Source organism: Butyrivibrio sp. VCB2006 (assembly GCF_000420945.1).
GTDB lineage: Bacteria > Bacillota > Clostridia > Lachnospirales > Lachnospiraceae > Butyrivibrio.
This window is the reverse complement of the sequence record NZ_ATVX01000006.1, coordinates 191,180-216,941: the sequence shown is the minus strand read 5'-3', so window position 1 is coordinate 216,941 and position 25,762 is coordinate 191,180. Positions and strand designations below refer to the sequence as shown.

Below are 25,762 nucleotides of genomic sequence, written 5' to 3'. Positions count from 1 at the left end.
ATTACATTATTTACGAATATCATTTTACTTTTACATCTTATTAAATAAATAATGACATGTGATGAAGAAAAAGATGAAGTAAGTGAGACAAAATGATCGTTCCAGTTGTATATTAGACAGAGTCGCTAAAGAGGGAGGAAAAATTAGTGGCAGATTATACAACAGGTACTCCAAGGACAATTGAGGAACTAAAAGATTATTGTAATAAGAATGGTTACACAGCAAGTAAGACAAGATTTTATATCGGTGTTAATTATCAGTGCGCCAAAGCTTTTGGTATTTATAAAGACGAGGAAACCGGAGAATTTGTTGTTTATAAGAATAAGGCAAATGGAGCGAGGGCAATAAGGTACAAGGGATACGATGAAGCATATGCTGTAAACGAACTTTATCAGCGCTTGCTAGAGGAAGTTGGTAATCAGATATATCATTTTAACCTTAGCAAATCTGATATCGATAGTAGTCGTTCAAATTTTGACAGACTTGATGCCTATGAAAACAGTATGAGATCAAAGGGTAAGTCCGATTATAATGACTATTGTAATTATAGTGGCAGCTCAAGAAGTTCTGCAGGTTTTAATGCATTTACTTTGTTTGTAGCAATTGCGATTATACTTATTGCCTTTAATTTGTTCTATAACAGCACAAATGCCTCAAAAAGAAGCAGTGGAGGTTCAAGGTATAATTCCTATAACTCTTATAATTACAATAATCATAGTAGCTGGAATTATGACGACTATAATTATAATAACAGCCGTAGTAGTGGCTGGGATAATGACTGGGATTCAGGCTGGAGTAGTGATGACTGGGATTCTGGCTACACAGACTGGGATTCAGATTGGTAATTATTTTCAAAATAACTTAACAATATGAATAAGAATAAAATGGAGGCACCGTGATAATGATGCTTCCATTTTTAATTTTTCTCATGGATTTTTTATACCAGGAAGTTATAATAATACTTGGTGAAATTATGATATTATGAACAAAATATATTAGGAAGTTGGAAGATATGAATAAGACTGTTAAAATCAAATATTTCAATGACAAAATCGAAAAACTCCAGTATATTGACGGCAAGTCCGACTGGATTGATCTTAGAAGCGCAGAAGATATAGATCTTAAGCAGGGGGAATTTAAGCTTGTTCCTCTCGGAATAGCAATGGAAATTCCTGAGGGTTATGAAGCACATGTTGTTCCAAGAAGCTCAACCTTCAAGAATTTTGGCGTTATTCAGGCTAACAGTATGGGAATCATCGATCATTCATATTGCGGAGATAATGATCAGTGGTTTATGCCGGTAATTGCTATGCGTGATACACATATTTCTTTTAATGACCGCATCTGTCAGTTCCGAATTATGGAGAACCAGCCACATATCGATTTTGAGGAATGTGAACATTTAGAAGGCGCTGACCGCGGCGGCTTTGGTTCCACTGGTAAAAACTGATTAAAATTGTGTTTTAACATAGAGCTTTTAGTTGCGCAAATCTATATGAAATATTACTTTGACATTGATTATTTATAATGCTATAAATATAGTTTGTGCTCTTGGGGATTTTAACATCCCAAATATGTATTTATATACTATGAGTTTCAATTTGGACTTAGACATTTTGAAACCTAACAAATAAATGATAGGAGATATAAAATGAAGATTCGTACAAGATATGCACCGAGTCCAACAGGCCGTATGCATGTAGGAAACCTTAGAACAGCTCTTTATGCTTACCTTATTTCCAAGCATGAGGGTGGAGACTACATCCTTAGAATCGAGGATACTGACCAGGAGCGTTTTGTAGAAGGTGCAACTGAGATTATCTACCAGACCCTTAAGGATACAGGTCTTGTTCATGATGAAGGTCCTGATATCGGCGGTCCTGTAGGCCCATATGTTCAGAGTGAAAGACAGAAAGCCGGCATTTATATGCAGTATGCAAAAGAGCTGGTTGAAAAAGGCGAAGCTTATTACTGTTTCTGTGATGAGGAGAGATTGGCTACTCTTGTACAGGAAATTGATGATGGAAACGGTGGCAAGAAGCAGATCAGTGTTTATGACAAGCACTGTCTTCATCTTTCCAAGGAAGAGGTTGAGAAGAACCTTGCTGAGGGTAAGCCTTTTGTAATCAGACAGAATAACCCAACAGAGGGTACAACAACTTTCCATGATGAGCTTTACGGAGATGTTACTGTTGAGAACAAAGAGCTTGATGACATGATTCTTATTAAGTCTGACGGCTATCCAACATATAACTTTGCAAATGTTGTTGATGACCATCTCATGGGTATCACTCATGTAGTTCGTGGTAATGAGTATATTTCTTCTTCACCTAAGTACAACAGACTTTATGATGCATTTGGTTGGGAAGTTCCTAAGTATATTCACTGCCCGCTTATCACAGATGAGGAGCACCATAAGCTCTCCAAGAGAAGCGGTCATTCTTCATTCGAGGATCTCATTGATCAGGGATTTGTAGCTGAGGCTGTAGTTAACTTTGTAGCACTTCTTGGATGGTCTCCTGATGATAACAACGAGATCATGAGTCTTCAGGATCTTATTGATAAGTTTGACTATACACGTATCAATAAGTCACCTGCAGTATTTGACTTTACAAAGCTTAAGTGGATGAATGGTGAGTATCTCAAGGCTATGGATGAGGACAAGTTCTTTGAGATGGCTAAGCCTTATCTTGACAAGGCTATCACTAATCCTGCTCTTAAGTCTGATGATAAGAAGATGCGTCAGATTGCAAATATGGTTAAGACTCGTATCGAGATTTTCCCTGATATCGAGGGAATGGTTGATTTCTTTAACGAGATGCCTGAGTATGACACAGCAATCTTTGCACACAAGAAGATGAAGACCAACGAGGAAACTTCACTTGCAGTTCTCAAAGAGGTACTTCCAATTCTTGAGGCGCATGATGATTACACAAATGATTCTCTTTTTGCACTTCTTTCTGATTACATCAAGACTCACGAGTACAAGAACGGTTATGTTCTTTGGCCTGTAAGAATTGCTGTTTGCGGCAAAGAGATGACTCCATGTGGAGCTACTGAACTCATGGAAGTTATTGGTAAAGACGAGACAATAGCTCGTATAAAGAAGAGTATTGCACTTCTTGAAAAATAATATAAATGGTAATGCCGCTCAGATGGAGGCTATCCTCCATAAAGACGGCCCTGCAATGGTACTTGCGGGGCCGGGGAGCGGCAAAACCTTTGTTATAGTAAACAGGTTAGTTCACCTGATAAGGGAATGTTCAGTAGATCCCTCATCGGTTTTGGTTATAACTTTTACAAAAGCTGCTGCCATTGAAATGCAGCACAGATTCTTAAAAATCACTGATTCTCTCTATCCGGAAGTGTGTTTTGGCACATTCCATTCTGTTTTTTATCAGATAATTCGTCAATCGAATCCATCTAATAAACTTAAGATAATTGCTGAGAAAGACAAATATAAATTTATCAAGGATATAATCCTTAAGATAACTAACTCGGAAAATATAGATAAACAAGAAAGCCTTGAAGCAATAGAAATGATAGGTGATATTATCTCCGAAATTTCAAGAATTAAGAATACCGCTTTAAGTGCGGCAATGTGCCAGAAAAATGTTCCGCTTTGTAGTTATTTTCCAAGGATATATAAAGAATACAACGAACTGCTTAAGGAATTTGGGCTTGTAGACTTTGATGATATGATACTCAGATGCTATGAACTCCTTATCAATGACGAGGCTTTGCTAGATACCTGGAGCAGAAGATTCAAATATGTTCTGATCGATGAGTATCAGGATATAAATCTAATGCAATATAAAGTTATAAGGCTTTTATGCAGGTCTGATAATTTGTTTGTTGTAGGTGATGATGATCAGTCTATTTATGGATTTAGAGGCTCAGACCCTGGAATAATGCAGAAGTTTTCTGAGGATTTCAGAAGTCATAAACCCAGAATAATAAACCTGAATATCAACTATAGATGCGGAAAACAAATATTATACGCATCAAATCATCTTATCAGAGACAATAAAATAAGACTAAATAAGGAACTTAAGCCAGATACCGCCAGTCCAAACGGCTTTCTGATTCCAAGACGTTACATCAACAGGAAACAGCAGAGCCTTGCAATTATTAAGTTTTTAAAAGAGAACATGGATAAGCTCCAGAATATAGCGCTGATTTTCAGGACAAATTCTGAAGCTCTGGCAATTGCAGGAGAGTGCAAACAATATGGTATACCAACTAATCTTGATACATTTGCAAAGTCTTTTACTGATTCACCGGCAGTTAAACTGTGTGAAAACTACCTTCGCTTTGTATACCAAGGAAAAAAGAGAGAGTTCTTTTTACGGATAATGAATAATCCTAACAGATATATCACAAGAAATGCGCTTTCCAAGGACACAGTAAACGAGAATGACTTAAGGAAATACTATTACGGTAATTCAGACAGAATAAGAACCATAGAAAAACTCTTTAGGCAGCTAAACATGATCGCCCACATGAGACCCTCATTATCTATCAGATTTCTAAGAAACGAAGTTGGTATTGATAAGCTGTATCCGGGAGAAATTAAGGCTTTAGATGAGCTTTCGGAATTGGCATGCAAATTTCCGGATAATGAAATTCTTTTAAGGGAAATTGAGAAAATAAGGGAAGAATCCATGGATGGAGAGTCAAATAAAGGTACTAAAACAAAAGGAAACTGCGTAAAGCTACTTACAATGCATGGATCAAAGGGACTTGAGTTTGACATTGTATGGCTCCCTGGCCTTAATGAGGGAGTTATTCCTAGCAGAAGCTCAGTTACTATAGAACAGATAGAGGAAGAGCGCAGAATGTTGTATGTTGGAATGACAAGAGCCAAGAAAGCTCTGATTATGTCGTATCTGACAGGTAATGCCGAGAATCCAATGCTTCCATCAAGGTTTCTAAGACCAATAAGAAATTTATGGGAAGATAAAAAAGAAGCCCACTGAAACAGTGGACTTCTTGAACATCAATAAATTATTCTTCTTCGCCGTCAAGGCCTTCTTCAGGGAGCTCAACAAGCTCATCAAACTCAACATCGTCAAGATAGAGGTCGAATGCTTCTGAAACAGCCTCGTATTCAGCATCATCGCTGATATAACCAAGCTCAGGTTCCTGATCCTCACCATGCCATATAAATTCATAGAACCATACATTTCCGTCATGATTCTGACCATTTTTATCAAGAGGTAAAAGAACTATATAATCTTTATCATTGACTGTAAGAACAATCATAATGGCGCAATTGACAACTTCGCCGTGATCAAGCTCAATTTCTACAGTTTCCTGTTCACCGTTCTCGATTCTGGTGTTCATTAAGGTCGCTACCTTAGAAAATTCCATATTTTATGCCTCCTATGGATTATTTGCCTTCGTATATCTCGATTATAGCATAGTTTATTAGCATATAAAGCATTTTTGTGGTAAAATATTACGGCATATGTGAAAGAATGGGGAAATGTTTTTATGTTAGGCAAATATGAAATCTGCAAAGAAAAGCCATATCCACTTGGCTGCTATATTGATTATGACAAGTCTTTGGTTGTAAGGGCTATTTTTACTGACAGTAAAAAGCGCGGAATTACGCTTTATTCTTCAGTAAAAGGCCGTGAGAGTATATCTTTTTCTTTTCCTGAAAATCTTAAAAGAGGTGCTATATACTCTGCAAGAATCAGGAATATTGAGAACATTGACGACTATGATTCTTACAACTATTTCGCGGACAATGCTTACTTTTGCGATTCTTATGCCAAGCATGTAATCGGACTTGAGAAGTTTGGGGAAGACGTTCCCGATAATGAAATCAGGGCCAAGCTTGATAATAAATCACTTCTTTCACATTCTGACGTGTGTTTTGACTGGGGAAATGATGCAAATCCGCTTATTCCCTATGAGAATAGTTTTGTATATCTTTTGAATGTCAGAGGCTTTACCAAGAGCTCTAGCAGCGGTGTTGCTTCTTCTAAGAGAGGAACATTTTTGGGAATTCTTGAAAAAATCCCTTATCTCAAGGAACTTGGCGTAACTACTTTGGAAATTATGCCTTGCTATGAGATGAATGAGGTTGAGAATCCTGTTAAAAAGGCTGCCGGGAATACTGAAAAGCTTGTTTATTCCAAGGATGGAAGCCTTTTAGGCGAAAAAGATATTACTAAGAAGGTAAATTTCTGGGGCTACAAAAAGGGCTACTACTTCGCGCCAAGGACTTCTTTTTGCGAGAATCCGCAGGATGCGGAAAATGAATTCAAGCTCTTTGTGAAGACTCTCCATGAGAATGGGATTGAAGTTATTCTCCAGTTCTTTTTTGAAGATAACGAAAATGAGTCTCTTATAATAGATGCACTTAGATTTTGGAGATGCACCTACCATGTAGATGGGTTCCATCTTAAGGGCGCTAGGGTTCCAATCAGACAGATTGTTAAGGAGCCTCTTTTTACAGATGCCAAGATTTGGTACGACTGGTTTGATACAGGGGATATTTATGGTGGCAAAGCGCCTGATGAGAGGGTTCTTGCTATTTACAATAATGCCTTTATGTATGCAAGCAGAAGATTTTTAAAGAGCGATGACAATACAGTTAATGACTTCCTTAAAGCCATGATCCATAACGATCCGGCGAGTGGTGTTGTCAATTATATTTGTGATTATGAGGGCTTCAGACTTGCTGATCTGGTGGCTTATGAACACAAACATAACGAGGAAAACGGCGAGAACAACAAGGACGGAAGTGATAACAACCTTAGTTGGAACTGTGGAATAGAGGGCCGTACTAGGAAACATAATATCTTAGAGCTTAGAAACAAGCAGATGAAAAACATTCTGACTATGCTGTTTATGGCTCAGGGTACTCCTATGCTTTATAGCGGGGATGAGTTCGGTAATTCTCAGGCAGGAAACAACAACCCCTATTGTCAGGATAATGAGACAGGTTGGGTTGACTGGAGAGCACTGGACAAAAACAGAGATATTTATGACTATGTAAGATTTCTTGTGAAGCTGCGCTTTTCTAATAATTTCCTTCATAGTGGTAAGCCTTTTAAACTTATGGACTATATTTCCTGCGGATATCCGGATCTGTCCTGTCACGGAAAAGAAGCCTGGAGACCTGATCTGTCTGGATATAGCCACATTTTGGGAATGCTTTACTGCGGACTTTATGACAATAAAAAAGATTCCGAAAAGCCTTTTATTTATGTATGTTACAACATGCACTGGGCTAGGAACGAATTTGCTCTTCCGGGACTTCCGGCAGGACTTCGATGGAGCCTTTTATCAGACACAGGGGCTTATGCAGGTGTAGAGCTTCATCCTGATAATACAGAGTTTAATATGCTTGATGACAGGAGCGTTCGCATCTATATAAGCGAAAAGGATCCTGATTACAAAAAGAAAAAGGAAGTTAAGAAAAAGAAAAATGGAAAAAATTGATGTTATTGAGAAATTCTTAAGATACGTAAAGATTGATACTCAGTCTGATGATACAACGGGAACATCTCCTTCAACCATGAAGCAGCATGATCTTGCGAAACTCCTTACTGAGGAGCTTTCAGCTATTGGAGCTTCTGATGTCTTTTACGACAAGGAGCACTGCTATGTTTATGCCACCATTCCATCAAATATGAATGATGGCAAGGACAGACCGGCTATCGGATTTGTAGCTCACATGGATACTTCAGATGAAGTAAGCGGTAAGGATGTTAAACCAAGAATCGTTGAAGGCTATGATGGAACTGATATAGTTTTGAATACAGTAGAGAATGTGGTTCTTTCACCCAAGGATTTTCCTGAGCTTTTAAATCATGTAGGGGAAGATCTTATTGTCACCGATGGAACAACTCTTCTTGGAGCAGATGATAAAGCCGGTGTTTCTGAGATAATGACTATGGCAGAGACTCTTTTGTCTAATCCTGATATTAAGCATGGCGAGATTAAGATAGCCTTTACTCCTGATGAGGAGATTGGCGCCGGCACTGCTTATTTTGACATTGATAGATTTGGCGCCAAGTATGCTTATACAGTTGATGGTGGTAAACTTGGTGAGCTTGAATATGAGAACTTCAATGCTGCCAGCGGAGATATCAAGGTTAACGGCAGAAGCGTTCATCCCGGTGATGCCAAGAACAAGATGGTCAATGCTGCGTTACTTTGCTATGAGTTTCATTCACTTCTTCCTGTGTTCCAGAACCCTATGTACACAGAGAAAAGAGAAGGCTTTTTCCATCTGACAGAGGTTAATGGAGGAACAGAGTCTGCCACAGCTTCTTACATCATAAGGGATCATGATGAAGTGCTGTTTGAGCAGAAAAAGAAGCTCTTTATGGATGCTGCGGATTTCCTCAACAAGAAATATGGAGAGGGAACTGTAGAAGCAGAGGTTAAGGATCAGTATTACAACATGATCGAGAAGATCCGTCCTCATATGCATCTTGTAGATAATGCCAAAAAAGCTATGACAGATCTTGGAATTACTCCAATTGAGTCACCTATTCGTGGAGGCACAGACGGAGCAGCTCTTTCCTATAAGGGACTCCCATGTCCAAACCTTTGCACAGGCGGCTACAACTACCATGGCAAGTATGAATATGCTTCAATTAACGAGATGCGTAAGGTTGTAGATATTCTTCTTGGTATCGTTGATGCCTACGGTGTTAATTATTGATAAAAAATCCTAAATAAGGATTCACATATAGTATTTTGTACTTTTAGTAGTAATGTTATTTATAGAATTAGAAAGAGTTTTTGATGAATAAAGAAGTTAGTATTTTAAACAGTAATAAGAATGAGATTGAAGACAGTGAGAGCCTTAGACAGCTGGAATTCATAGAAAAAGCTAAGGGTTATGTTTCAGACCTTGCAAAAGAGCTTGGCAGAACTCCAAGAGCATGTGTTGTAACCTTTGGATGTCAGATGAATGCCAGAGATTCAGAAAAGCTTCTGGCCATCCTTCGTCTTGTGGGTTATGAAGAGACAGAGTCCGAGAATGCTGATTTTGTAATTTATAATACCTGCACAGTAAGAGATAATGCAGATCAGAGAGTATATGGAAGACTTGGAGCCTGCAGTAACCACAAGAAAAAGAACCCTTATATGAAGATTGCTCTTTGTGGATGTATGATGCAGGAACAGTCTGCAATTGAGAAAATCCAGAAGAGTTACAGATTTGTGGATCTGATATTTGGAACACATAATATCTATAAATTTGCTGAGCTTTTGTGCTCGTGCCTTGAATCTGACAGAATGATCATCGATATCTGGAAGGAAACAGACAAAATTGTTGAGGACCTTCCGGTGCTTCGTAAGTATCCATTCAAGTCAGGCGTTAACATTATGTTTGGCTGCAACAACTTCTGTACATATTGCATTGTTCCTTATGTCAGAGGCCGTGAGCGATCCAGATCACCCAAGGATATCGTAAGAGAGTGCGAAAAGCTCGTGGCTGACGGAGTTAAAGAGGTTATGCTTCTTGGACAGAATGTTAATTCCTATGGCCTTGATTTTAAGGATGATGATCCAAACAAGATAAGCTTTCCTCAGCTTCTTGAGGAGGTCTGCAAGGTTGAGGGACTTGAGAGAATCAGATTTATGACTCCTCATCCTAAGGATTTTTCAGATGAGCTTCTTGATACAATAGCAAGAAACCCTAAGCTTGCAAGACATATTCATCTGCCGCTTCAGTCTGGAAGTACAGAGATCCTTCGCCGCATGAACAGAAAGTACACCAAGGATCAATATCTTTCATTGGTTGATAAGATAAGAACTAAGCTTCCGGATGTGGCAATTACAACAGATATTATCGTTGGCTTCCCCGGAGAGACTCCTGCAGATGTTGATGAAACTATTGATGTAGTTAAGAAGGCATCTTTTGATAATGCCTTTACATTTATTTATTCAAAGAGAACAGGAACACCTGCTGCCGGTTTCCCAGATCAGGTTCCCGAGGTAGAAGTAAAAGAGAACTTTGACAGACTTCTTAAGGTTGTTCAGGAGACTGCAAGAGTTCAGTCAGAAAAACTTACAGGAATTACAGAAAAGGTTCTTGTTGAGAGCGTTAATGAGCAGGATACAAGCCTTGTTACAGGCAGAATGAGTAATAACACTCTGGTTCATTTCCCTGGTGATGAGTCACTTATCGGTGAACTTGTTGATGTTAAACTTGTAACCTGTCATGGTTTCTACTTTACTGGGGAGAGAGTATGAACCATATAAATTGTGCAGTATTGCACTGCCTATTCAATAGAAATTTGTTTTAAGGGGATTTTTTGTTGTGGAGAGTAGCGCGACTTTCGATACAGTTGAGATAGATAAAGTATCACCTATGATGCAGCATTATCTGCAGACCAAGAAGGAAAACAAGGACTGCATTTTGTTCTACAGATTAGGTGATTTCTATGAACTGTTTTTTGATGATGCAAGAGTTGCATCCAAGGAACTGGAACTTACACTTACAGGAAAGGCCTGTGGTCTTGAAGAGAGAGCTCCCATGTGCGGAGTTCCTTTTCATGCTGTGGACTCTTACCTGACCAAGCTCGTTGGAAGAGGTTATAAGGTTGCTATTTGTGAGCAGACCGAGGACCCTAAGCTTGCCAAGGGTATAGTTAAAAGAGAAGTTACAAGAATAGTAACTCCCGGAACTAACCTTAATATGCAGGCTCTTGAGGAAACCAAGAATAACTACATCATGAGTATTTTGTATTCACCTGATAACATTGGAATTTCCATCGCCGATGTTACAACCGGTGATTATTATCTGACCGAGGTGGATTCTCTTAGAGAAGCCCTTGATGAGATTGGCAAATATATGCCATCAGAGATCATCTGCAACGAGTCGTTTTCTGTAAGCGGCGTTGATATGGATGATCTTAAGAACAGGCTTCAGGTCTTTGTTAATCCATTAGATGCAAGATACTTTGATGAAGACAGTTCTAAGCGTCTTCTTATGAAACACTTTAAGGTATCATCCCTTATCGGACTTGGCGTTGACGATTTCCCTAACGGTGTTGTTGCTGCCGGAGCGCTTCTTCAGTATCTGATTGATATGCAGAAATCGGATATTAACAACATAACCCATATATATCCTTATCTGGCAAGCAAATATATGCTTCTTGACAGCTCAACCAGACGAAATCTTGAGCTTGTTGAGACTATGAGGGATAAGCAAAAGAGAGGGACACTACTGTGGGTGCTTGATAAAACCAAGACTGCCATGGGAGCCAGAACTCTTAGAAGTTTTATTGAGCAGCCTCTTATTGATAAGGCAGAGATAGTAAAAAGACAAGGTGCAGTGGAAAGCCTTGTTAAAAACGTTGTTACCAGAGAAGAAATAAGAGAATATCTTGGACCAATTTATGATCTTGAAAGACTGATGTCCAAGATTGTCTATAAAACTGCTAATCCCAGGGACCTCTTGGCCTTTAGAAATTCCATTCAGATGATTCCGGCTATCAAGACAGCTCTTTTGGATGTTCAGGAAGATGCCGAGCTTAAGGCTCTTGAGGACAGACTGGATGCTCTTAGAGATATCTATGAGCTTATTGATCAGGCTATTGTAGAGGAACCACCTCTTGCAATTAAGGAAAGCGGAATCATTAAGGAAGGCTTTGACCCTGATATCGACCACTTTAGGGAGGCAGGAACCAACGGTAAAACCTGGCTTGCCGAGATGGAAGAAAAGGAACGTGATAAGACGGGAATCAAAAACCTTAGAATCAAATACAGCAATGTATTCGGATATTCATTTGAGGTTACCAATTCCTTTAAGGACAAGGTACCTGATTACTTTATTCGTAAGCAGACTCTTACGAACTGTGAGAGATATACAACACCGGAACTTAAAGAGCTCGAGGATACAATCCTTAATGCTCAGGATAAGCTTAATAATCTTGAGTATGAGATGTTCTGTAAGATAAGAGACTCTATTGCTCTTGAAATCGACAGGATACAGACTACTGCCAAGGCTATAGCTCTTTTGGATGTATATGCATCCCTTGCCTACGTGGCTGAAAAGAATCATTATATCAAACCTTCTATTAACGAGAAGGGAATCATCAACATCAAGGATGGCCGTCATCCTGTTGTAGAAAAGATGCTTGATACCTCAGACATGTTCATTTCTAATGACACATATCTTGATAATAAAAAGCACTGTATATCAATAATTACAGGCCCTAACATGGCCGGTAAATCAACTTATATGAGACAGACAGCACTTATAGTCCTGATGGCACAGATAGGAAGCTTTGTTCCTGCTGCCAAGGCCGATATGTGCGTTGTGGACAGAATCTTTACAAGAGTTGGTGCTTCCGATGATCTAGGAAGCGGACAGTCTACCTTTATGGTTGAGATGAATGAGGTTGCCAACATCTTACGCAACGCTACACCTAATTCTCTTTTGATCCTGGATGAGATAGGCCGTGGAACCAGTACCTATGACGGTCTTGCTATAGCCTGGGCTGTTACGGAACATATCAGTAACCGCAAGATACTTGGTGCCAAGACTTTGTTTGCTACCCACTACCACGAGCTTACAGAACTTGAAGGCAAGATGGATAACGTCAACAACTACTGCATTGCCGTCAAGGAAAATGGAGATGACATTGTCTTTTTACGTAAGATTGTTAAGGGCGGCGCTGATAAGAGTTACGGAATACAGGTAGCCAAGCTCGCAGGTGTTCCTGATATGGTCATCGACAGAGCAAAAGAGATCGTTACTGAGCTTACAGATAATGATATTACAGAAAAGGTTCAGGCTATCGCCAAGGAAAATAAAGGCGATAAAAAGGTTAAGGTTAAACACTACGACGAAGTAGATACCAATCAGATGTCGCTGTTTGATACTGTGACAGATGAAGATGTACTAAAGAGGCTTCAGGAAATTGATATTACGGCCCTGACGCCAATGGATGCTTTAAATACGCTTTACAAATTACAAAGTGACTTAAAGAACAGGTGGAAAAGCTAAATGGCCTTTATAAATGAGCTGGATAAAAATACTATAGATCAGATTGCAGCAGGTGAAGTTGTAGAAAGGCCTGCCAGCGTTGTTAAGGAACTGGTGGAAAACGCCATTGATTCCGGTGCAACAGCGGTTACTGTTGAGATAAAGGGCGGTGGCATTGATATGATCCGTGTTACCGACAACGGCTGCGGAATAGAAAAAAGTCAGATTAAGAAGGCTTTTAAAAGACATGCCACCAGTAAGCTTAAGAGTATTGATGATCTGTATAGTATTCATTCTCTCGGGTTTAGAGGTGAAGCGCTTTCCAGTATTTCATCCGTTGCTCAGGTTGATTGTATAACCAAGACTAAAGATGATCTTACGGGAACAAGATATTCCATAAACGGCGGAGAAGAGGCCGGAATGGAGGAGATAGGTGCTCCTGATGGTACAACCTTTATTATCAGGAATCTCTTTTACAATACTCCTGCCAGAAAGAAGTTTCTTAAGACTCCTCAGACTGAAGGAAGCTATATTGGTGATGTAATGGAGCATCTTGCTCTTGATAATCCCACGATTTCTTTTCACTTTATAAATAACAAGGACGATAAGTTCTCAACTTCCGGAAATGGTGACCTTAAGGAGCTTATCTATAGAATTTATGGACGTGATGTTTCGGTAAGTGTCAGACCAATAAATGTATCTGAAAACGGAGTTACTATCGAAGGATACCTGGGTGAGCCTTCTCTTAACAGGTCTAACAGAAACTTTGAGATATTCTTTGTTAATGGCAGATATGTTAAGGATAAGATTATTTCTAAGGCTCTTGAAGAGGGATACAAGCAGTATCTGATGATGCACAAGTTCCCTTTTGCAATCCTTCATATCAGGATGGATCCGTCCATGGTGGATGTAAACGTGCATCCTGCCAAGCTTGAAGTTCGATTTGGTAATCAGACTGCTCTTTATGAATTTATAAGGACCAGTGTTGAGAATGTTCTGAGAAGCCAGGAAATGATTCCTGATGCGCTGTTATCAAGTAAGGAAGAAGAAAAAGAAGTGCCTGTATCAGAAAGTCATGAGAATACTTCTGAGACAGCCGTTAATGATGAGAGCGCAGATAGAGAGGTCAAGAGGGTTGCACCTCAGCCTTTTGAACGTATTCGTTTTGAAGAGAACAAAGTGGCAGAATCTGAACCGGTATATGCTACAGGGGTAAAAGAAAAACCTATTAAGATTGAAGACGTCAATAAATCTGCGGTCTGGACCAGAATATTCGGAGACCTGGATGGAAGAGAGGCTGAAAAGAAGGAAAAACCATCACCGATCATTAAGAATCAGGAAGCTATAGTAGTAGAGAAAAAGCCTGTTCAGCTAAATCTTTTTGATGAGAAGGTACTTTCCAAAGAAAACGTCAAGGAATACGAGATTCTTGGACAGATTTTCGGGACATACTGGATAATAGGCTTTAAGGATAAGATGTTTATGGTGGATCAGCATGCTGCCCATGAAAAGGTTAACTATGAGCGTATGATGAAACGCTACAAATCCGGAGAGATGCTATCTCAGATGGTTAATCCGCCTGTTATTGTCACCTTATCGGCAGCTGAGGAAGAACTTTTCCTTGAATACAGGCAGTATTTTGAGAAGCTTGGTTTTAATATTGAGAACTTTGGCGGCCATGAGTATGCCATGAGAGCTATTCCGATAGATCTTTTTGGCTGTGATAATGAAAAAGAGATGTTCCAGGAAATATTGGATGAGCTTTCCCATGAAACAAATCTAAACAGGACTCCTGATGTCATCAACTATAAGATCGCAAGCATGGCCTGCAAGGCATCAATAAAGGGTAATACCAAGATGACAAGGCAGGAAATGGAAGCTCTTTTGGATGAGTTGTTAACCCTTGAAAACCCATATAACTGTCCTCATGGAAGACCAACCATTATTTCCATGAGTAAGTACGAGATTGATAAGAAGTTTAAGAGAGTCGTGGAATAATATGCAAAAACTTATTGTCCTCACAGGGCCTACTGCGGTAGGTAAATCAAAACTATCAATAGAACTTGCGAAAAGAGTAGGCGGAGAGATAATCTCCGCTGATTCTATGCAGGTTTATAAATATATGAATATCGGTACTGACAAGATAAGCAAAGAGAAGATGGAGGGAGTTCCTCATCATCTTATTGACTTTTTGGAGCCTACAGAGGACTTTAATGTTTTTACTTTCCAAAAGCTTGTAAAAGAGGAAATTGCTGACATTTCATCTAGAGGAAAGGTGCCTATCATAGTAGGAGGAACAGGCTTTTATATTCAGGCAGTTCTGTATGATATTGATTTTACCGAGACTGATGAAGATGACAGCCTTCGTAAAGAACTGGAAGAAAGAGTCCGGGCACTCGGAGTTCATGTCCTTCATGAAGAGCTACGAGCTGTTGACACTGCTTCCGCAGAGATTATTCATGAGAATAATTCAAAGAGGGTGATCAGGGCGCTTGAGTATTATTACAAGACCGGAAAGCCGATTTCTGAGCATAATGAGGAGCAGCATCAGCGTACTTCGCCTTATGACTTTAGATATTTTGTATTGACAGATGAGAGAAAAACGCTATACTCTCGCATAGACAAAAGAGTAGATCAGATGATAGAAGATGGTCTTGTTGATGAGGTTAAATCCCTTGAGCAGTACCATATTCCAAGAACGGCAACCTCCATGCAGAGCCTTGGGTATAGAGAAATTTTGGGATACCTTGACGGCGAGTATGATCTTGAGAGAGCAATTTACCTTATTAAGCTAAACACAAGGCACTTTGCCAAGAGACAACTTACCTGGTTTCGCAGGGAGAGAGATGTGATCTGGATCGACAAAAATGCATTTGATCACAATGATGAATTAATTTTGAAAGAGATGATTAGGATTTATGAAGAAGGAAATGTATAAGGCCCTTGGAATTTCCGAGGAAGTAGTTAATTTCGGAGAAAAGGTATTAGAAGGTCTTTCAGAAAGATTTAAAAAGATTGATGAGAACGCAGAATTTAACCAGCTAAAGGTTCTTAAGGCAATGCAGGATAATAAGGTAAGTGAAGCCTGCCTCCTTGGAACAACAGGATATGGTTATAACGATATCGGAAGAGAGAAGCTTGAGGCCGTTTATGCTTCTGTTTTTCATACAGAGGATGCACTGGTAAGACCACAGATCACATGTGGAACACATGCACTTGCTCTGGCACTTATGAGTAATCTGCGCCCGGGAGATATGCTTTTTTCACCTGTTGGTAAGCCTTACGATACTCTTGAAGAGGTAATTGGAATAAGAGAGTCTAAGGGCTCACTTGCTGAGTACGGTGTAAGCTATTCTCAGGTAGATCTTTTACCAGATGGATCCTTTGATTTTGACAATATTAAAAAGACACTTCTTGAAAATGATAATATTAAGCTTTGCACTATTCAGAGATCTAAGGGGTATCAGACAAGACCTACACTTTCTGTGGCAAGAATTGGCGAGCTTATTTCTTTTATCAAGTCTGTTAAAAAAGATGTTATCTGCATGGTAGATAACTGCTACGGAGAATTTGTTGATACAGTAGAACCTACAGATGTTGGGGCCGATATGGTGGTTGGCTCACTTATCAAGAATCCGGGCGGCGGACTTGCACCAATCGGAGGATATATTGCAGGAACTAAGGAGTGTGTTGAAAACGCAGCATACAGACTTACATCTCCCGGACTTGGTAAAGAGGTTGGTGCTTCTCTTGGAATACTTCCTCAGTTCTATCAGGGATTTTTCCTGGCACCCACTGTTACAGCATCTGCTCTTAAGGGAGCTATATTTGCTGCTAATATCTACGAGAAGCTTGGTTTTGACGTTTGCCCTAACGCTACAGAAGATAGGCACGACATTATTCAGGCTGTAACCTTTGGAAAGGCAGAGGGTGTTATTGCGTTCTGCCAGGGTGTTCAGGCTGCTGCCCCTGTTGATTCATTTGTGGCACCGGAGCCTTGGGATATGCCAGGATATGATGCCCAGGTTATCATGGCTGCTGGAGCCTTTGTATCAGGTTCATCTATTGAGCTTTCTGCAGATGGCCCTATAAAGCCGCCTTATTCAGTGTTCTTCCAGGGTGGTCTTACTTGGCCTCATGCTAAACTTGGCATACTTAAGACACTTCAGAGCCTTGTTGATGCAGGAATCGTTTCAATATCTAGTTTAAAGTAAGTATTATATGTGCTAAAATATATAGTGGTCTTTTTCTGATTGTCTGGAGTTGTATATCGGAAGGAGATTCATGAAATCATTTAATACACAACTTGCCTGGGATCCTGATTGCAGGGAGACGCTTCCCTACGAAAGATTTATGGCATTTGGACCTGAAAGCCTCACGGATGCTGAGCTTTTGGCTATTATTATCAGAACAGGGAGCATTAAATCATCACCTGTTGATATAGCCAGACAGATAATGCAGATGGGACGCAGTAAGGAAAAGGGGCTTAATGCACTTTTTTCTTTGTCCATGGAAGAACTCATGAGTATTCATGGTGTGGGACAGGTCAAGGCAGTCAAATTAAAATGCATTGCTGAACTGGTAAGACGAATGTCCTATCAGAAAAAGTCAGACATTCTGGATATGAGCAATCCTTCTAATGTAGCTGATTACTACATGGAGAGGATGAGGCATGAGGAACAAGAAAAGACAATTCTTTTATGCCTTAATAATAAGCTTTGTCTTATAGAGGAATGTCTTTTATCAATCGGAACAGTTAATTCTGCAAGCCTTTCTCCGAGAGATGTTTTTATGCATGCTCTTAAGTGTGGGGCCAACAATCTGATATTACTACATAATCACCCAACGGGAGATCCGACGCCAAGCCGGGCAGATGCAGAGATTACTAATAAAATAAGTCAGTCAGGCTATATGCTTGATATCAGGCTGAGAGATCATATCATTATAGGAGATAAGTCATATTACAGTTTCGTGGAAAAGGGACTGATGTGGCAATAAGGAGGAAGCTTTGGGTAATATTTTTGGAATCGATCTTGGAACCAGTAACATCAAGATTTACAACAGAGATGAGGATTCTCTTACAGTTGAGAAGAATATGATTGCAATTGAGAATAAGACAAATGTCTTTGCTTATGGCAATTCTGCATATGAGATGTATGAGAAGGCTCCGGATAAGATTAAGATTACATATCCGCTTAACAGTGGTGTTATTGCTGATATCGAACATATGGAGACTTTGGTCAAGCTCTTTTTGACAGACCAGATGAAGGGCTCTGTTAAGCCTTGCGAAGTTTATATTGCTGTTCCTAAGGATGTTACTGAGGTAGAAAGACGTGCTTTCCACGATCTTATCAATGATGCTGGCATCAAGGCCAAGAAGATCATGATGGTTAAAAAGCCACTTGCTGACGGTCTTGGAATGAATGTAGACGTTATGAACTCTCAGGGTGTTCTTGTTGTTAACGTTGGCTATGACACAACTGAGATTTCAATTCTTTCACTTCGCGGTATCGTTGTAAGTAAGCTTATTAAGGTAGGCGGCAAGAAGTTTGATGAGTCAATCAGAAACGTTATCCGTAAGGAGTTTGGACTTCTTATCGGTGAGAAGACATCTGAAGCTGTTAAGATTTCACTTAAAGAGCTGGAGAAGGAAGGCAAGGACGCTGTAGTATACGGAAGAGACATCGTTACAGGACTTCCTGTTGAGCGTAAGATTCCTACAGAGCTTCTTAATCAGGCTCTTATTGAGAACTTTGATGCAATCCTTGATAACATCAAGGCTGCACTTGAGAAGACTCCACCTGAACTTGCTGCAGATATCTTCAAGCATGGTTTGTATTTGACAGGTGGTGCATCACAGGTTTGCCACCTTGCACAGAGACTCAGTAATGGTGTCGGACTTAATGTAAATATTGCTGAGAATCCAGTTGGTTCAGGCGCTCTCGGACTTGCCAAGATAATCAAGGAAGACCAGTATAAAGCTCTTGCATATGGAATTGAAGAGGATAAATAATGAGTCCCATTATCAAAAAAAGAGGAGAGGATTTTACATTACCAAGTAAATATCTCCTCTTTATTCTTACAGTGTTATGCACAGGCATGATCATCATAACTTTTAATACTAATCTGTTTACAGGCCCGCTTAATTCTTTTGCAGGCATTTTTGTTGTGCCTTTCCAAAAGGGTATAACAACTGTTGGGACATACCTTAAGGATACAACTGACAAACTTTCATCTATAACAAAGCTTCTTGAAGAAAATGAGAGACTTAAGAGTCAAATTGATGAGCTGACAATAGCCAATACCACTCTTGAACAGGAAAAGTATGAGCTGGTTGAGCTCCGTAATATGTACCAGCTTGATGATCCATATGAGAAGTATGACAAGATCGGCGCTAGGATTATTGCCAAGGATGCAGGCAACTGGTATCACGCTTTTGTTATTGATAAGGGTTCTGATGATGGACTTGCTATCGATATGAATGTCATTGCTAATGGTGCTTTGGTTGGAAGGATAATCGATGTCGGTCCTGACTGGGCTAAGGTTCAGTCTATAATCGCAGATAATGCTTCTGTAAGTGGAATGGTTCTTGCATCCTCAGATAATTTGATTGTTTCCGGAGACCTTGAATTATACAGACAGGGACTTATTAGATTTTCCAAGCTTGTAGATGATGTTGATAAGGTCAGCATAGGAGATAAGATTGTTACTTCCAATATCAGTGACAAGTATCTTCCGGGTATTCTTGTAGGATATATATCTACAATTGATGATGACTCCAACAACCTGACTAAATCAGGTACCATGACACCTGCTGTTGATTTCGAGCATTTGAACATTGTGCTTGTTTTGTTGGAGCTCAAGAAAGATATTAAAGACTAAGGGTAATTAAATGAATATTAGGCGAGTTTTAACAAATTTTTTGTTGGTGCTAGTTTCATTTATTTTACAGACTACTGTTTTCAGAGTGCTGGATTTTGGTGATACTGCACCAAATCTCTTAATGATTATTGTTGCCAGTTCCGGATTTATTAAAGGGGATAAATCCGGTCTTGTTATGGGCTTTTTTAGTGGCCTTTTGGTTGATATTTTCTTTGGCACATATATCGGATTTTTTGCTTTGATTTACATGTATATAGGGTTTATTGTTGGGAAGTTTCATGAAGTATTCTTTTCTCAGAATATTGCCATCCCCATTGTATTTATAACTATTGCTGACTTTTTGTTTGGTTTTATATGTTATGTTCTTATGTTTTTGTTCAGAACAAAGTTTGACATAGGCTATTACATGATGAATGTAATCCTGCCTGAGATGGTTTACACTGCACTTATAGCTATTTTCTTTTACCCATTTATTCTGTACCTGAATAACAGAATCGACGAAAGAGAACAAAGGAGCGCCAAGAAATTTGTTTAGTGAATTTAAGGAAGCATTTATTAAGTTCATAACTTCAAGAGCTGTAATAATTTGCGGCGTTCTGATCTGCCTGGCATCAATTATGATCTACAGGCTTTTTTCGTTGCAGATAATTAATGGTGAGTACTATCTTGATACCTTTAAACTGCGAATCAAGAAGGAAAAGAGCATTGCGGCTACAAGAGGTAATATCTATGACAGAAACGGTAAGCTCCTTGCTTATAACGAACTGGCTAATTCTGTAACAATTGAGGACGTTTATAAATCCGGCAGAGGCAAGAATAAATCAATCAATGCAACACTTAACAGGCTTATTGATATTATCGAGGAAAACGGAGATTCTGTAGACCAGGATTTCAAGATTGTCCTTAATGAGAATAATAACTTTGAGTTTACGGTTGAGGGCAACACTCTTCTTAGATTCCTTGCTGATGTTTATGGCAGATCCTCAATAAATGACCTTAAGTATGAGGAAAAGACAAAGACAGCTACAGAAGTTGTTGATGATATGTGCAAGTCCTTTGGTATAGGCGATTACGAGAATCCGGATGATTCGTCTACTTTTATGCCAAGACTTAACTACACCAATGAGAGAGCACTTAAGGTTCTCAACATTAGATACAATATGAGCACCAACAGTTACCAGAAGTATATTGATACTACTGTGGCATCTGATGTAAGTGATCAGACTGTTGCTGATGTTATGGAAAATGCTGATACTCTTGACGGTGTTTCCATTGAGGAGAGCACTGCAAGAAAATATGTTGATTCCGTATATTTTTCACAGATTCTAGGATATACAGGTAAGGTTTCTGAGGATGAACTGTATACTCTTCAGCAGACGAACAGTAACTATGGCCTTAACGATACTGTAGGTAAATCAGGCATTGAGCAGGCTATGGAAAGCGTTCTTCAGGGAACGAAAGGTTCAGAGACTGTTTATGTTGATAATACCGGACAGGTTATAGAGACAAGTAACTATGTGGATTCTGTAGCAGGTAATGATGTTTATCTTACTATCGACAAGGATCTTACTGAGGCTTGTTACAACATTATAGAGCAGTCCCTTGCCGGTATTCTTGTTTCAAAGATTCAGAATATTAAGACCTATACTTTTACTGAAACATCAAGTTCAAGTAATATTGTTATTCCTATTTATGATGTATACTTTGCCATTTTTGATAATAATGTTGTTGACGTAAATCATTTGTCGGCCGATGATGCTTTGGAGAATGAGAAGGCTGTTTACAATGCCTTTGTTACCAAGAATGAAAATGTTGTGGCACAAATAAGAGAAGAACTTAGCGAAAAGAAAACCAGCTATGATTCTCTTTCCAAGGAATATCAGTGGTATATGAGTCATATCGCTGCTAATTTGTATAGTGCCGGAATTATTGACTCCTCCAAGGTTGATAGAGAAGATAGTACATATATTGCCTGGACAAATGATGAGACTATTTCTCTTGGAGAGTATATCAAGTATGCCATAGCAATGAACTGGATCGACGTTTCCAAGCTGAGTATTGATAATCAGTATGCTGATTCTGAAGAAATCTTTAATCAGATCACAGAGCACATTATTACATCGCTGGCAGATGATGCTGAGTTTAAGACAAGGCTTTATAAATATCTTTTGTTGGATGGCTATATTTCAGGATCTCAGGTATGCGATATCCTGATTGAGCAGAAGGCTATTCACATAGATGAAGAAGAACTTGAGCTTTGGCAAAGAGGCGGAGAGTCTGCGTATACCTTTATGATTAACCGCATATCTAATCTTGATATTACTCCCGCACAGCTAGCTCTCGATCCATGTACAGGATCAATGGTCATTACTGATGTTAATACCGGTGACGTTCTTGCTCTTGTTTCATATCCGGGATATGACAATAACATGATGGCTAACGGAGTTGATGCTGAGTATTATGCAAAACTTCGTAACGATAATTCTAATCCGCTTTACAACTACGCTACTCAGCAGAAAACTGCTCCGGGATCTACCTTTAAGATGGTTTCCTCAACTGCAGGTCTTATGGAAGGCGTTATTACAACCGATTCCGTTATCTACTGCGGCGGTATTTTTGATAAGACTGATAATCCGCCAAGATGCTGGATATATCCAAGAGGCCATGGCGGACTTAATGTCACAGGTGGTATCCGCAACTCCTGTAACTGTTTCTTTTATGAAGTTGGTTACAGACTTGGAATGGACGGAGATACCTATTCTCCTGATGTAGGTCTTAATAAGCTTGCCAAATATGCTGATCTTTACGGTTTATCTGAAAAGTCCGGCATCGAAATTGCAGAGTCTGAGCCACAGACATCTGACATGGATGCTGTCCGTTCTGCTATCGGACAGGGCACTAACTCTTTTACCACTGTTGGTCTTGCCAGATATGTAACAACCGTGGCAAATAGCGGAACCTGCTATAATCTGACTCTTATTGATAAGACTACAGATTCTAACGGAAACCTGCTGGAGGAATATTCAGCTCAGGTTAGAAACCAGATTGATATGCCTGCAAGCTATTGGAACGCAATTCATACTGGAATGAGACAGGTTGTACAGGATAAGGCTTATTACTCAAATCTCGGAGTTGCTGTTGCCGGTAAAACTGGTACAGCCCAGGAGTCAAAGAGTAAGCCTAACCATTCACTTTTTGTATGTTATGCCCCTTACGAGAGGCCTGAGATTGCAATAGCTACCAGAATAGCTAATGGTTATACCTCAAGTTATGCAGCTCAGATTACCAAGGAGGCTTTGGCATATTACTTTGAGCTTAGAGACGAGGATGATATCATCTCCGGTACAGCTCAGACTCTTCAGGATGGTGCTACGAACGCTGACTAAGCTTTATGGAGATATATTTGAATGATTAAAAAATATAGGATCATTGATTACGACTTTGCTCTTGTAATCATGGTCATGGCGCTTACCACAATAGGAATAATGGCTATCAATTCAGCTGATCCGGGTTCCAAGAACAAGCAGATAGCAGGATTTGCTCTTGGAGTAGTGATGATGGTGTTTATTTCGCTTCTGGATTATTTGCTCATTGTTAAGCTATATATATTGTTTTATATTGCTAATGCAGTTCTTTTGGCCCTTGTACTATCGCCTCTTGGTAGTAGTACAAACGGCGCCCAGAGATGGATTAACCTTTTTGGCATTACCTTTCAGCCTTCAGAGGCGGCTAAAATATTATTGATTTTATTTTATGCTCAGTTTATTATGAAATATAAGGACCGAATCAAAAACTTTGGCTTTGTCCTTATATGTCTGGCGCTTCTGGCGTTGCCTTTGGGACTGATTGCAATGCAGCCGGACCTTTCTACCTGTATTATGGTTATGATGATCTTTTGTTCCATCATGTTCGTAGCAGGGATAAGCTGGAAGATTGTCGTAGCTGTTCTTTCGGTATCGATTCCATCAGTCTTGTTCGTTATTTATAATGCAGTACAGGGAGAGAGTAGTCTTCTACATGAATATCAGCAGAGACGTATCTTAGCCTGGCTTCATCCTGAGGATTATGCCAATTCCGATGCATATCAGACTCTTAACTCTATGATGGCTATCGGATCAGGACAGCTTTATGGTAAGGGATACAACACTAATGAGATCAGTTCTGTTCTAAATGGTGGTTTCATTTCAGAATCACCCACAGACTTTATTTTCACTGTTATCGGAGAAGAGTTTGGATTTGTAGGTGCCTGTATTGTTGTTATGCTGGTTCTTGCTATATCTGTGGAGTGTTTTATGATATCCATGAAGGCAAGAAATAGAGCAGGTGAGATAATTGCAGCAGGTGTTGGAGCATGGATTGGATTTCAGGGATTTATTAATATCGGTGTTGCAACCGGAGTTATCCCTAATACCGGAATTCCGCTTCCTTTTGTAAGTTATGGTTTGACATCACTTCTTAGTTCCTATATGGGAATTGGCTTTGTATTAAATGTAAGACTTCAGAGTAACAAGTATAATTTGGGGAGGGTATAAGTTAAATGAATATAGCACTTATAGCACATGACGCCAAGAAAAAACTTATGCAGAATTTCTGTATCGCATACAGAGGAATCCTTAGTAAAAACGATTTATTTGCTACCGGTACAACCGGAAGACTTATTGAGGAAGTAACTAATTTATCTGTTCACAAGTATCTTGCAGGCCATCTTGGTGGTGCACAACAGCTTGGAGCAGCTATTGAACATAATGAGATCGATCTTGTAATTTTCCTTAGAGATCCTCTCACAGTTAAATCTCACGAACCTGATGTCAACAATGTTATGACACTTTGTGATATGCATAATATTCCTGTGGCTACTAATCTGGCTTCAGCAGAACTTTTAATCAAATCACTTGACAGAGGGGACCTTGAGTGGCGTGAAATGTACAAATAAAGCTATTGGGGTAATAGCTTCTTTGATATTTATAATTTCAAATCTAACGGGATGTGTGGGTGCGTCATACGCAGCCGGATATTCCGTTAATTCTTTTTTGTCTGATGATAAGTATTCTACTTATTATCCAACCTATGCATCTGAGCTGTGTGTGGTCAATACCGACATAGGAAATTCAGATTCTTCAATAACAGACACAGTCAGTGCTGGACTTTTTGACCTTACAAGGAGAGAAACTCTTTTTGCTCAGAATGTTAATGAAAGAGTTATGCCTGCTAGTCTTACCAAGGTGATGACGGCGTACGTGGCGCTTAAGTACGGAAGTCTTGATCAGGTTCTTGTAGCCGGAAAAGATGTTTATGTTACTGAGAGCGGTGCTCAGAAAATCAACCTCAAAGAGGGTGATAGACTTACACTGGATCAGGCTCTTCGCATTCTTCTTATTTATTCAGCCAATGACGTTGCAAACCTGATTGCTTCTAATATTGGCGGATCAATAGAAGAATTTGTTAATATCATGAATAAAGAGGCTTATGCAATCGGAGCCACTAATTCACACTTTGAGAATCCTCATGGCCTTACCAGTGATGAGCACTATGTTACAGCGTATGATATGTACCTGATCTTTAATGCTGCTATGCAGTATGATACTTTCAGTGAAATTATCAATATGAATAACTACACTACATCATATCTTGATGCGTCAGGTGCTTCCAAAGATGTAGAAATTTCAAGTACTAATGGCTTTTTGACAGGTAATGCTACGTCCCCTTCCGGAGTTACTGTTATCGGAGGTAAAACAGGTACTACTCAGGCTGCAGGACATTGTCTGATTCTACTTGCGAGAGATACTGCAGGAAATCCTTACATCTCAGTAATCATGCGGGATACAGACACCGGAACACTTTATAATGACATGGCACAATTGTTGAAGGAAATCGTTAATTAAGGTTGTCTTTTGTCTATCGATAACTTATAAT

20 protein-coding genes are annotated in these 25,762 nt (G+C 39.4%); 19 read left to right on the top strand and 1 reads right to left on the bottom strand.

Features of this window, described 5'->3' with window-relative positions:
* Positions 1-146 precede the first annotated feature (146 nt).
* From G613_RS0108210 to G613_RS0108190, 4 genes are all read left to right on the top strand, one after another.
* Positions 147-845 carry a hypothetical protein gene (locus G613_RS0108210; RefSeq protein ID WP_029232209.1) on the top strand — a complete coding sequence of 233 codons (699 nt, stop codon included), beginning with the start codon at positions 147-149 and terminating at the stop codon, positions 843-845.
* Between the two features lie 167 nt (positions 846-1,012).
* Complete coding sequence (locus tag G613_RS0108200) at positions 1,013-1,450, top strand: dUTP diphosphatase (protein ID WP_029232208.1); 438 nt, start codon at positions 1,013-1,015, stop codon at positions 1,448-1,450.
* Between the two features lie 201 nt (positions 1,451-1,651).
* Entirely contained in the window at positions 1,652-3,133 is a 1,482-nt protein-coding gene (gene gltX / locus G613_RS0108195; RefSeq protein WP_029232207.1) for a glutamate--tRNA ligase, read from the top strand.
* On the top strand, positions 3,123-4,979 hold the full coding sequence (locus G613_RS0108190) for an ATP-dependent helicase (RefSeq protein WP_029232206.1): 1,857 nt from the start codon (positions 3,123-3,125) through the stop codon (positions 4,977-4,979). The genes gltX and G613_RS0108190 overlap by 11 nt, the downstream gene beginning before the upstream one ends.
* A 28-nt stretch (positions 4,980-5,007) precedes the next feature.
* On the opposite strand, the gene G613_RS0108185 is transcribed toward G613_RS0108190, so the two are convergent.
* On the bottom strand, positions 5,008-5,373 hold the full coding sequence (locus G613_RS0108185) for a DUF1292 domain-containing protein (protein ID WP_029232205.1): 366 nt from the start codon (positions 5,371-5,373) through the stop codon (positions 5,008-5,010).
* A gap of 123 nt (positions 5,374-5,496) precedes the next feature.
* Between G613_RS0108185 and G613_RS0108180 the strand changes: the two genes are divergently transcribed.
* The 15 genes from G613_RS0108180 (at position 5,497) to G613_RS0108110 (ending at position 25,731) form a co-directional block, all read left to right on the top strand.
* A complete protein-coding gene (locus G613_RS0108180; protein ID WP_029232204.1) occupies positions 5,497-7,458 on the top strand; it encodes a hypothetical protein in 1,962 nt (653 codons plus the stop codon).
* Complete coding sequence (gene pepT, locus G613_RS0108175; RefSeq protein ID WP_029232203.1) at positions 7,445-8,689, top strand: peptidase T; 1,245 nt, start codon at positions 7,445-7,447, stop codon at positions 8,687-8,689. Before G613_RS0108180 ends, pepT begins: the two co-directional genes overlap by 14 nt.
* 83 nt (positions 8,690-8,772) lie before the next feature.
* Complete coding sequence (gene miaB, locus G613_RS0108170) at positions 8,773-10,227, top strand: tRNA (N6-isopentenyl adenosine(37)-C2)-methylthiotransferase MiaB (RefSeq protein ID WP_029232202.1); 1,455 nt, start codon at positions 8,773-8,775, stop codon at positions 10,225-10,227.
* 118 nt (positions 10,228-10,345) lie between these two features.
* Entirely contained in the window at positions 10,346-12,988 is a 2,643-nt protein-coding gene (gene mutS / locus G613_RS0108165) for a DNA mismatch repair protein MutS (RefSeq protein ID WP_035774464.1), read from the top strand.
* Positions 12,989-14,965: a DNA mismatch repair endonuclease MutL gene (mutL, locus tag G613_RS0108160; protein ID WP_029232200.1), complete on the top strand. Its 1,977-nt coding sequence runs from the start codon at positions 12,989-12,991 to the stop codon at positions 14,963-14,965.
* A gap of 1 nt (position 14,966) precedes the next feature.
* Positions 14,967-15,905, top strand: coding sequence for a tRNA (adenosine(37)-N6)-dimethylallyltransferase MiaA (gene miaA / locus G613_RS0108155; RefSeq protein ID WP_029232199.1), 939 nt, complete (start codon positions 14,967-14,969; stop codon positions 15,903-15,905).
* Positions 15,886-17,181: a methionine gamma-lyase family protein gene (locus G613_RS0108150; protein ID WP_029232198.1), complete on the top strand. Its 1,296-nt coding sequence runs from the start codon at positions 15,886-15,888 to the stop codon at positions 17,179-17,181. Before miaA ends, G613_RS0108150 begins: the two co-directional genes overlap by 20 nt.
* Positions 17,182-17,251: 70 nt before the next feature.
* Positions 17,252-17,965, top strand: a complete 714-nt coding sequence (gene radC, locus G613_RS0108145) for a RadC family protein (RefSeq protein WP_029232197.1) — start codon at positions 17,252-17,254, stop codon at positions 17,963-17,965.
* 10 nt (positions 17,966-17,975) lie between these two features.
* Positions 17,976-18,980 carry a rod shape-determining protein gene (gene mreB / locus G613_RS0108140; RefSeq protein WP_029232196.1) on the top strand — a complete coding sequence of 335 codons (1,005 nt, stop codon included), beginning with the start codon at positions 17,976-17,978 and terminating at the stop codon, positions 18,978-18,980.
* On the top strand, positions 18,980-19,849 hold the full coding sequence (mreC, locus tag G613_RS0108135; RefSeq protein WP_029674693.1) for a rod shape-determining protein MreC: 870 nt from the start codon (positions 18,980-18,982) through the stop codon (positions 19,847-19,849). The genes mreB and mreC overlap by 1 nt, the downstream gene beginning before the upstream one ends.
* Before the next feature lie 10 nt (positions 19,850-19,859).
* A complete protein-coding gene (mreD, locus tag G613_RS0108130) occupies positions 19,860-20,384 on the top strand; it encodes a rod shape-determining protein MreD (protein ID WP_029674692.1) in 525 nt (174 codons plus the stop codon).
* Positions 20,377-23,235, top strand: coding sequence for a penicillin-binding transpeptidase domain-containing protein (locus G613_RS0108125; RefSeq protein WP_029232193.1), 2,859 nt, complete (start codon positions 20,377-20,379; stop codon positions 23,233-23,235). The genes mreD and G613_RS0108125 overlap by 8 nt, the downstream gene beginning before the upstream one ends.
* Before the next feature lie 21 nt (positions 23,236-23,256).
* The gene (locus G613_RS0108120) at positions 23,257-24,381 is read left to right on the top strand and encodes an FtsW/RodA/SpoVE family cell cycle protein (protein ID WP_029232192.1); all 1,125 of its coding nucleotides are present in this window, start codon (positions 23,257-23,259) and stop codon (positions 24,379-24,381) included.
* 5 nt (positions 24,382-24,386) lie between these two features.
* The gene (gene mgsA / locus G613_RS0108115; RefSeq protein WP_029232191.1) at positions 24,387-24,782 is read left to right on the top strand and encodes a methylglyoxal synthase; all 396 of its coding nucleotides are present in this window, start codon (positions 24,387-24,389) and stop codon (positions 24,780-24,782) included.
* On the top strand, positions 24,766-25,731 hold the full coding sequence (locus G613_RS0108110) for a D-alanyl-D-alanine carboxypeptidase family protein (protein ID WP_029232190.1): 966 nt from the start codon (positions 24,766-24,768) through the stop codon (positions 25,729-25,731). The genes mgsA and G613_RS0108110 overlap by 17 nt, the downstream gene beginning before the upstream one ends.
* Positions 25,732-25,762: the final 31 nt, after the last annotated feature.

Bases quoted from the DNA above. Each gene is read 5' to 3' on its own strand.
- G613_RS0108200 (WP_029232208.1), top strand. From the start codon at position 1,013: ATGAATAAGACTGTTAAAATCAAATATTTCAATGACAAAATCGAAAAA.
- gltX (WP_029232207.1), top strand. From the start codon at position 1,652: ATGAAGATTCGTACAAGATATGCACCGAGTCCAACAGGCCGTATGCAT.
- G613_RS0108185 (WP_029232205.1), bottom strand. From the start codon at position 5,373: ATGGAATTTTCTAAGGTAGCGACCTTAATGAACACCAGAATCGAGAAC.
- G613_RS0108180 (WP_029232204.1), top strand. From the start codon at position 5,497: ATGTTAGGCAAATATGAAATCTGCAAAGAAAAGCCATATCCACTTGGC.
- pepT (WP_029232203.1), top strand. From the start codon at position 7,445: ATGGAAAAAATTGATGTTATTGAGAAATTCTTAAGATACGTAAAGATT.
- miaB (WP_029232202.1), top strand. From the start codon at position 8,773: ATGAATAAAGAAGTTAGTATTTTAAACAGTAATAAGAATGAGATTGAA.
- mutS (WP_035774464.1), top strand. From the start codon at position 10,346: ATGATGCAGCATTATCTGCAGACCAAGAAGGAAAACAAGGACTGCATT.
- mutL (WP_029232200.1), top strand. From the start codon at position 12,989: ATGGCCTTTATAAATGAGCTGGATAAAAATACTATAGATCAGATTGCA.
- miaA (WP_029232199.1), top strand. From the start codon at position 14,967: ATGCAAAAACTTATTGTCCTCACAGGGCCTACTGCGGTAGGTAAATCA.
- G613_RS0108150 (WP_029232198.1), top strand. From the start codon at position 15,886: ATGAAGAAGGAAATGTATAAGGCCCTTGGAATTTCCGAGGAAGTAGTT.
- radC (WP_029232197.1), top strand. From the start codon at position 17,252: ATGAAATCATTTAATACACAACTTGCCTGGGATCCTGATTGCAGGGAG.
- mreC (WP_029674693.1), top strand. From the start codon at position 18,980: ATGAGTCCCATTATCAAAAAAAGAGGAGAGGATTTTACATTACCAAGT.
- mreD (WP_029674692.1), top strand. From the start codon at position 19,860: ATGAATATTAGGCGAGTTTTAACAAATTTTTTGTTGGTGCTAGTTTCA.
- G613_RS0108120 (WP_029232192.1), top strand. From the start codon at position 23,257: ATGATTAAAAAATATAGGATCATTGATTACGACTTTGCTCTTGTAATC.
- mgsA (WP_029232191.1), top strand. From the start codon at position 24,387: ATGAATATAGCACTTATAGCACATGACGCCAAGAAAAAACTTATGCAG.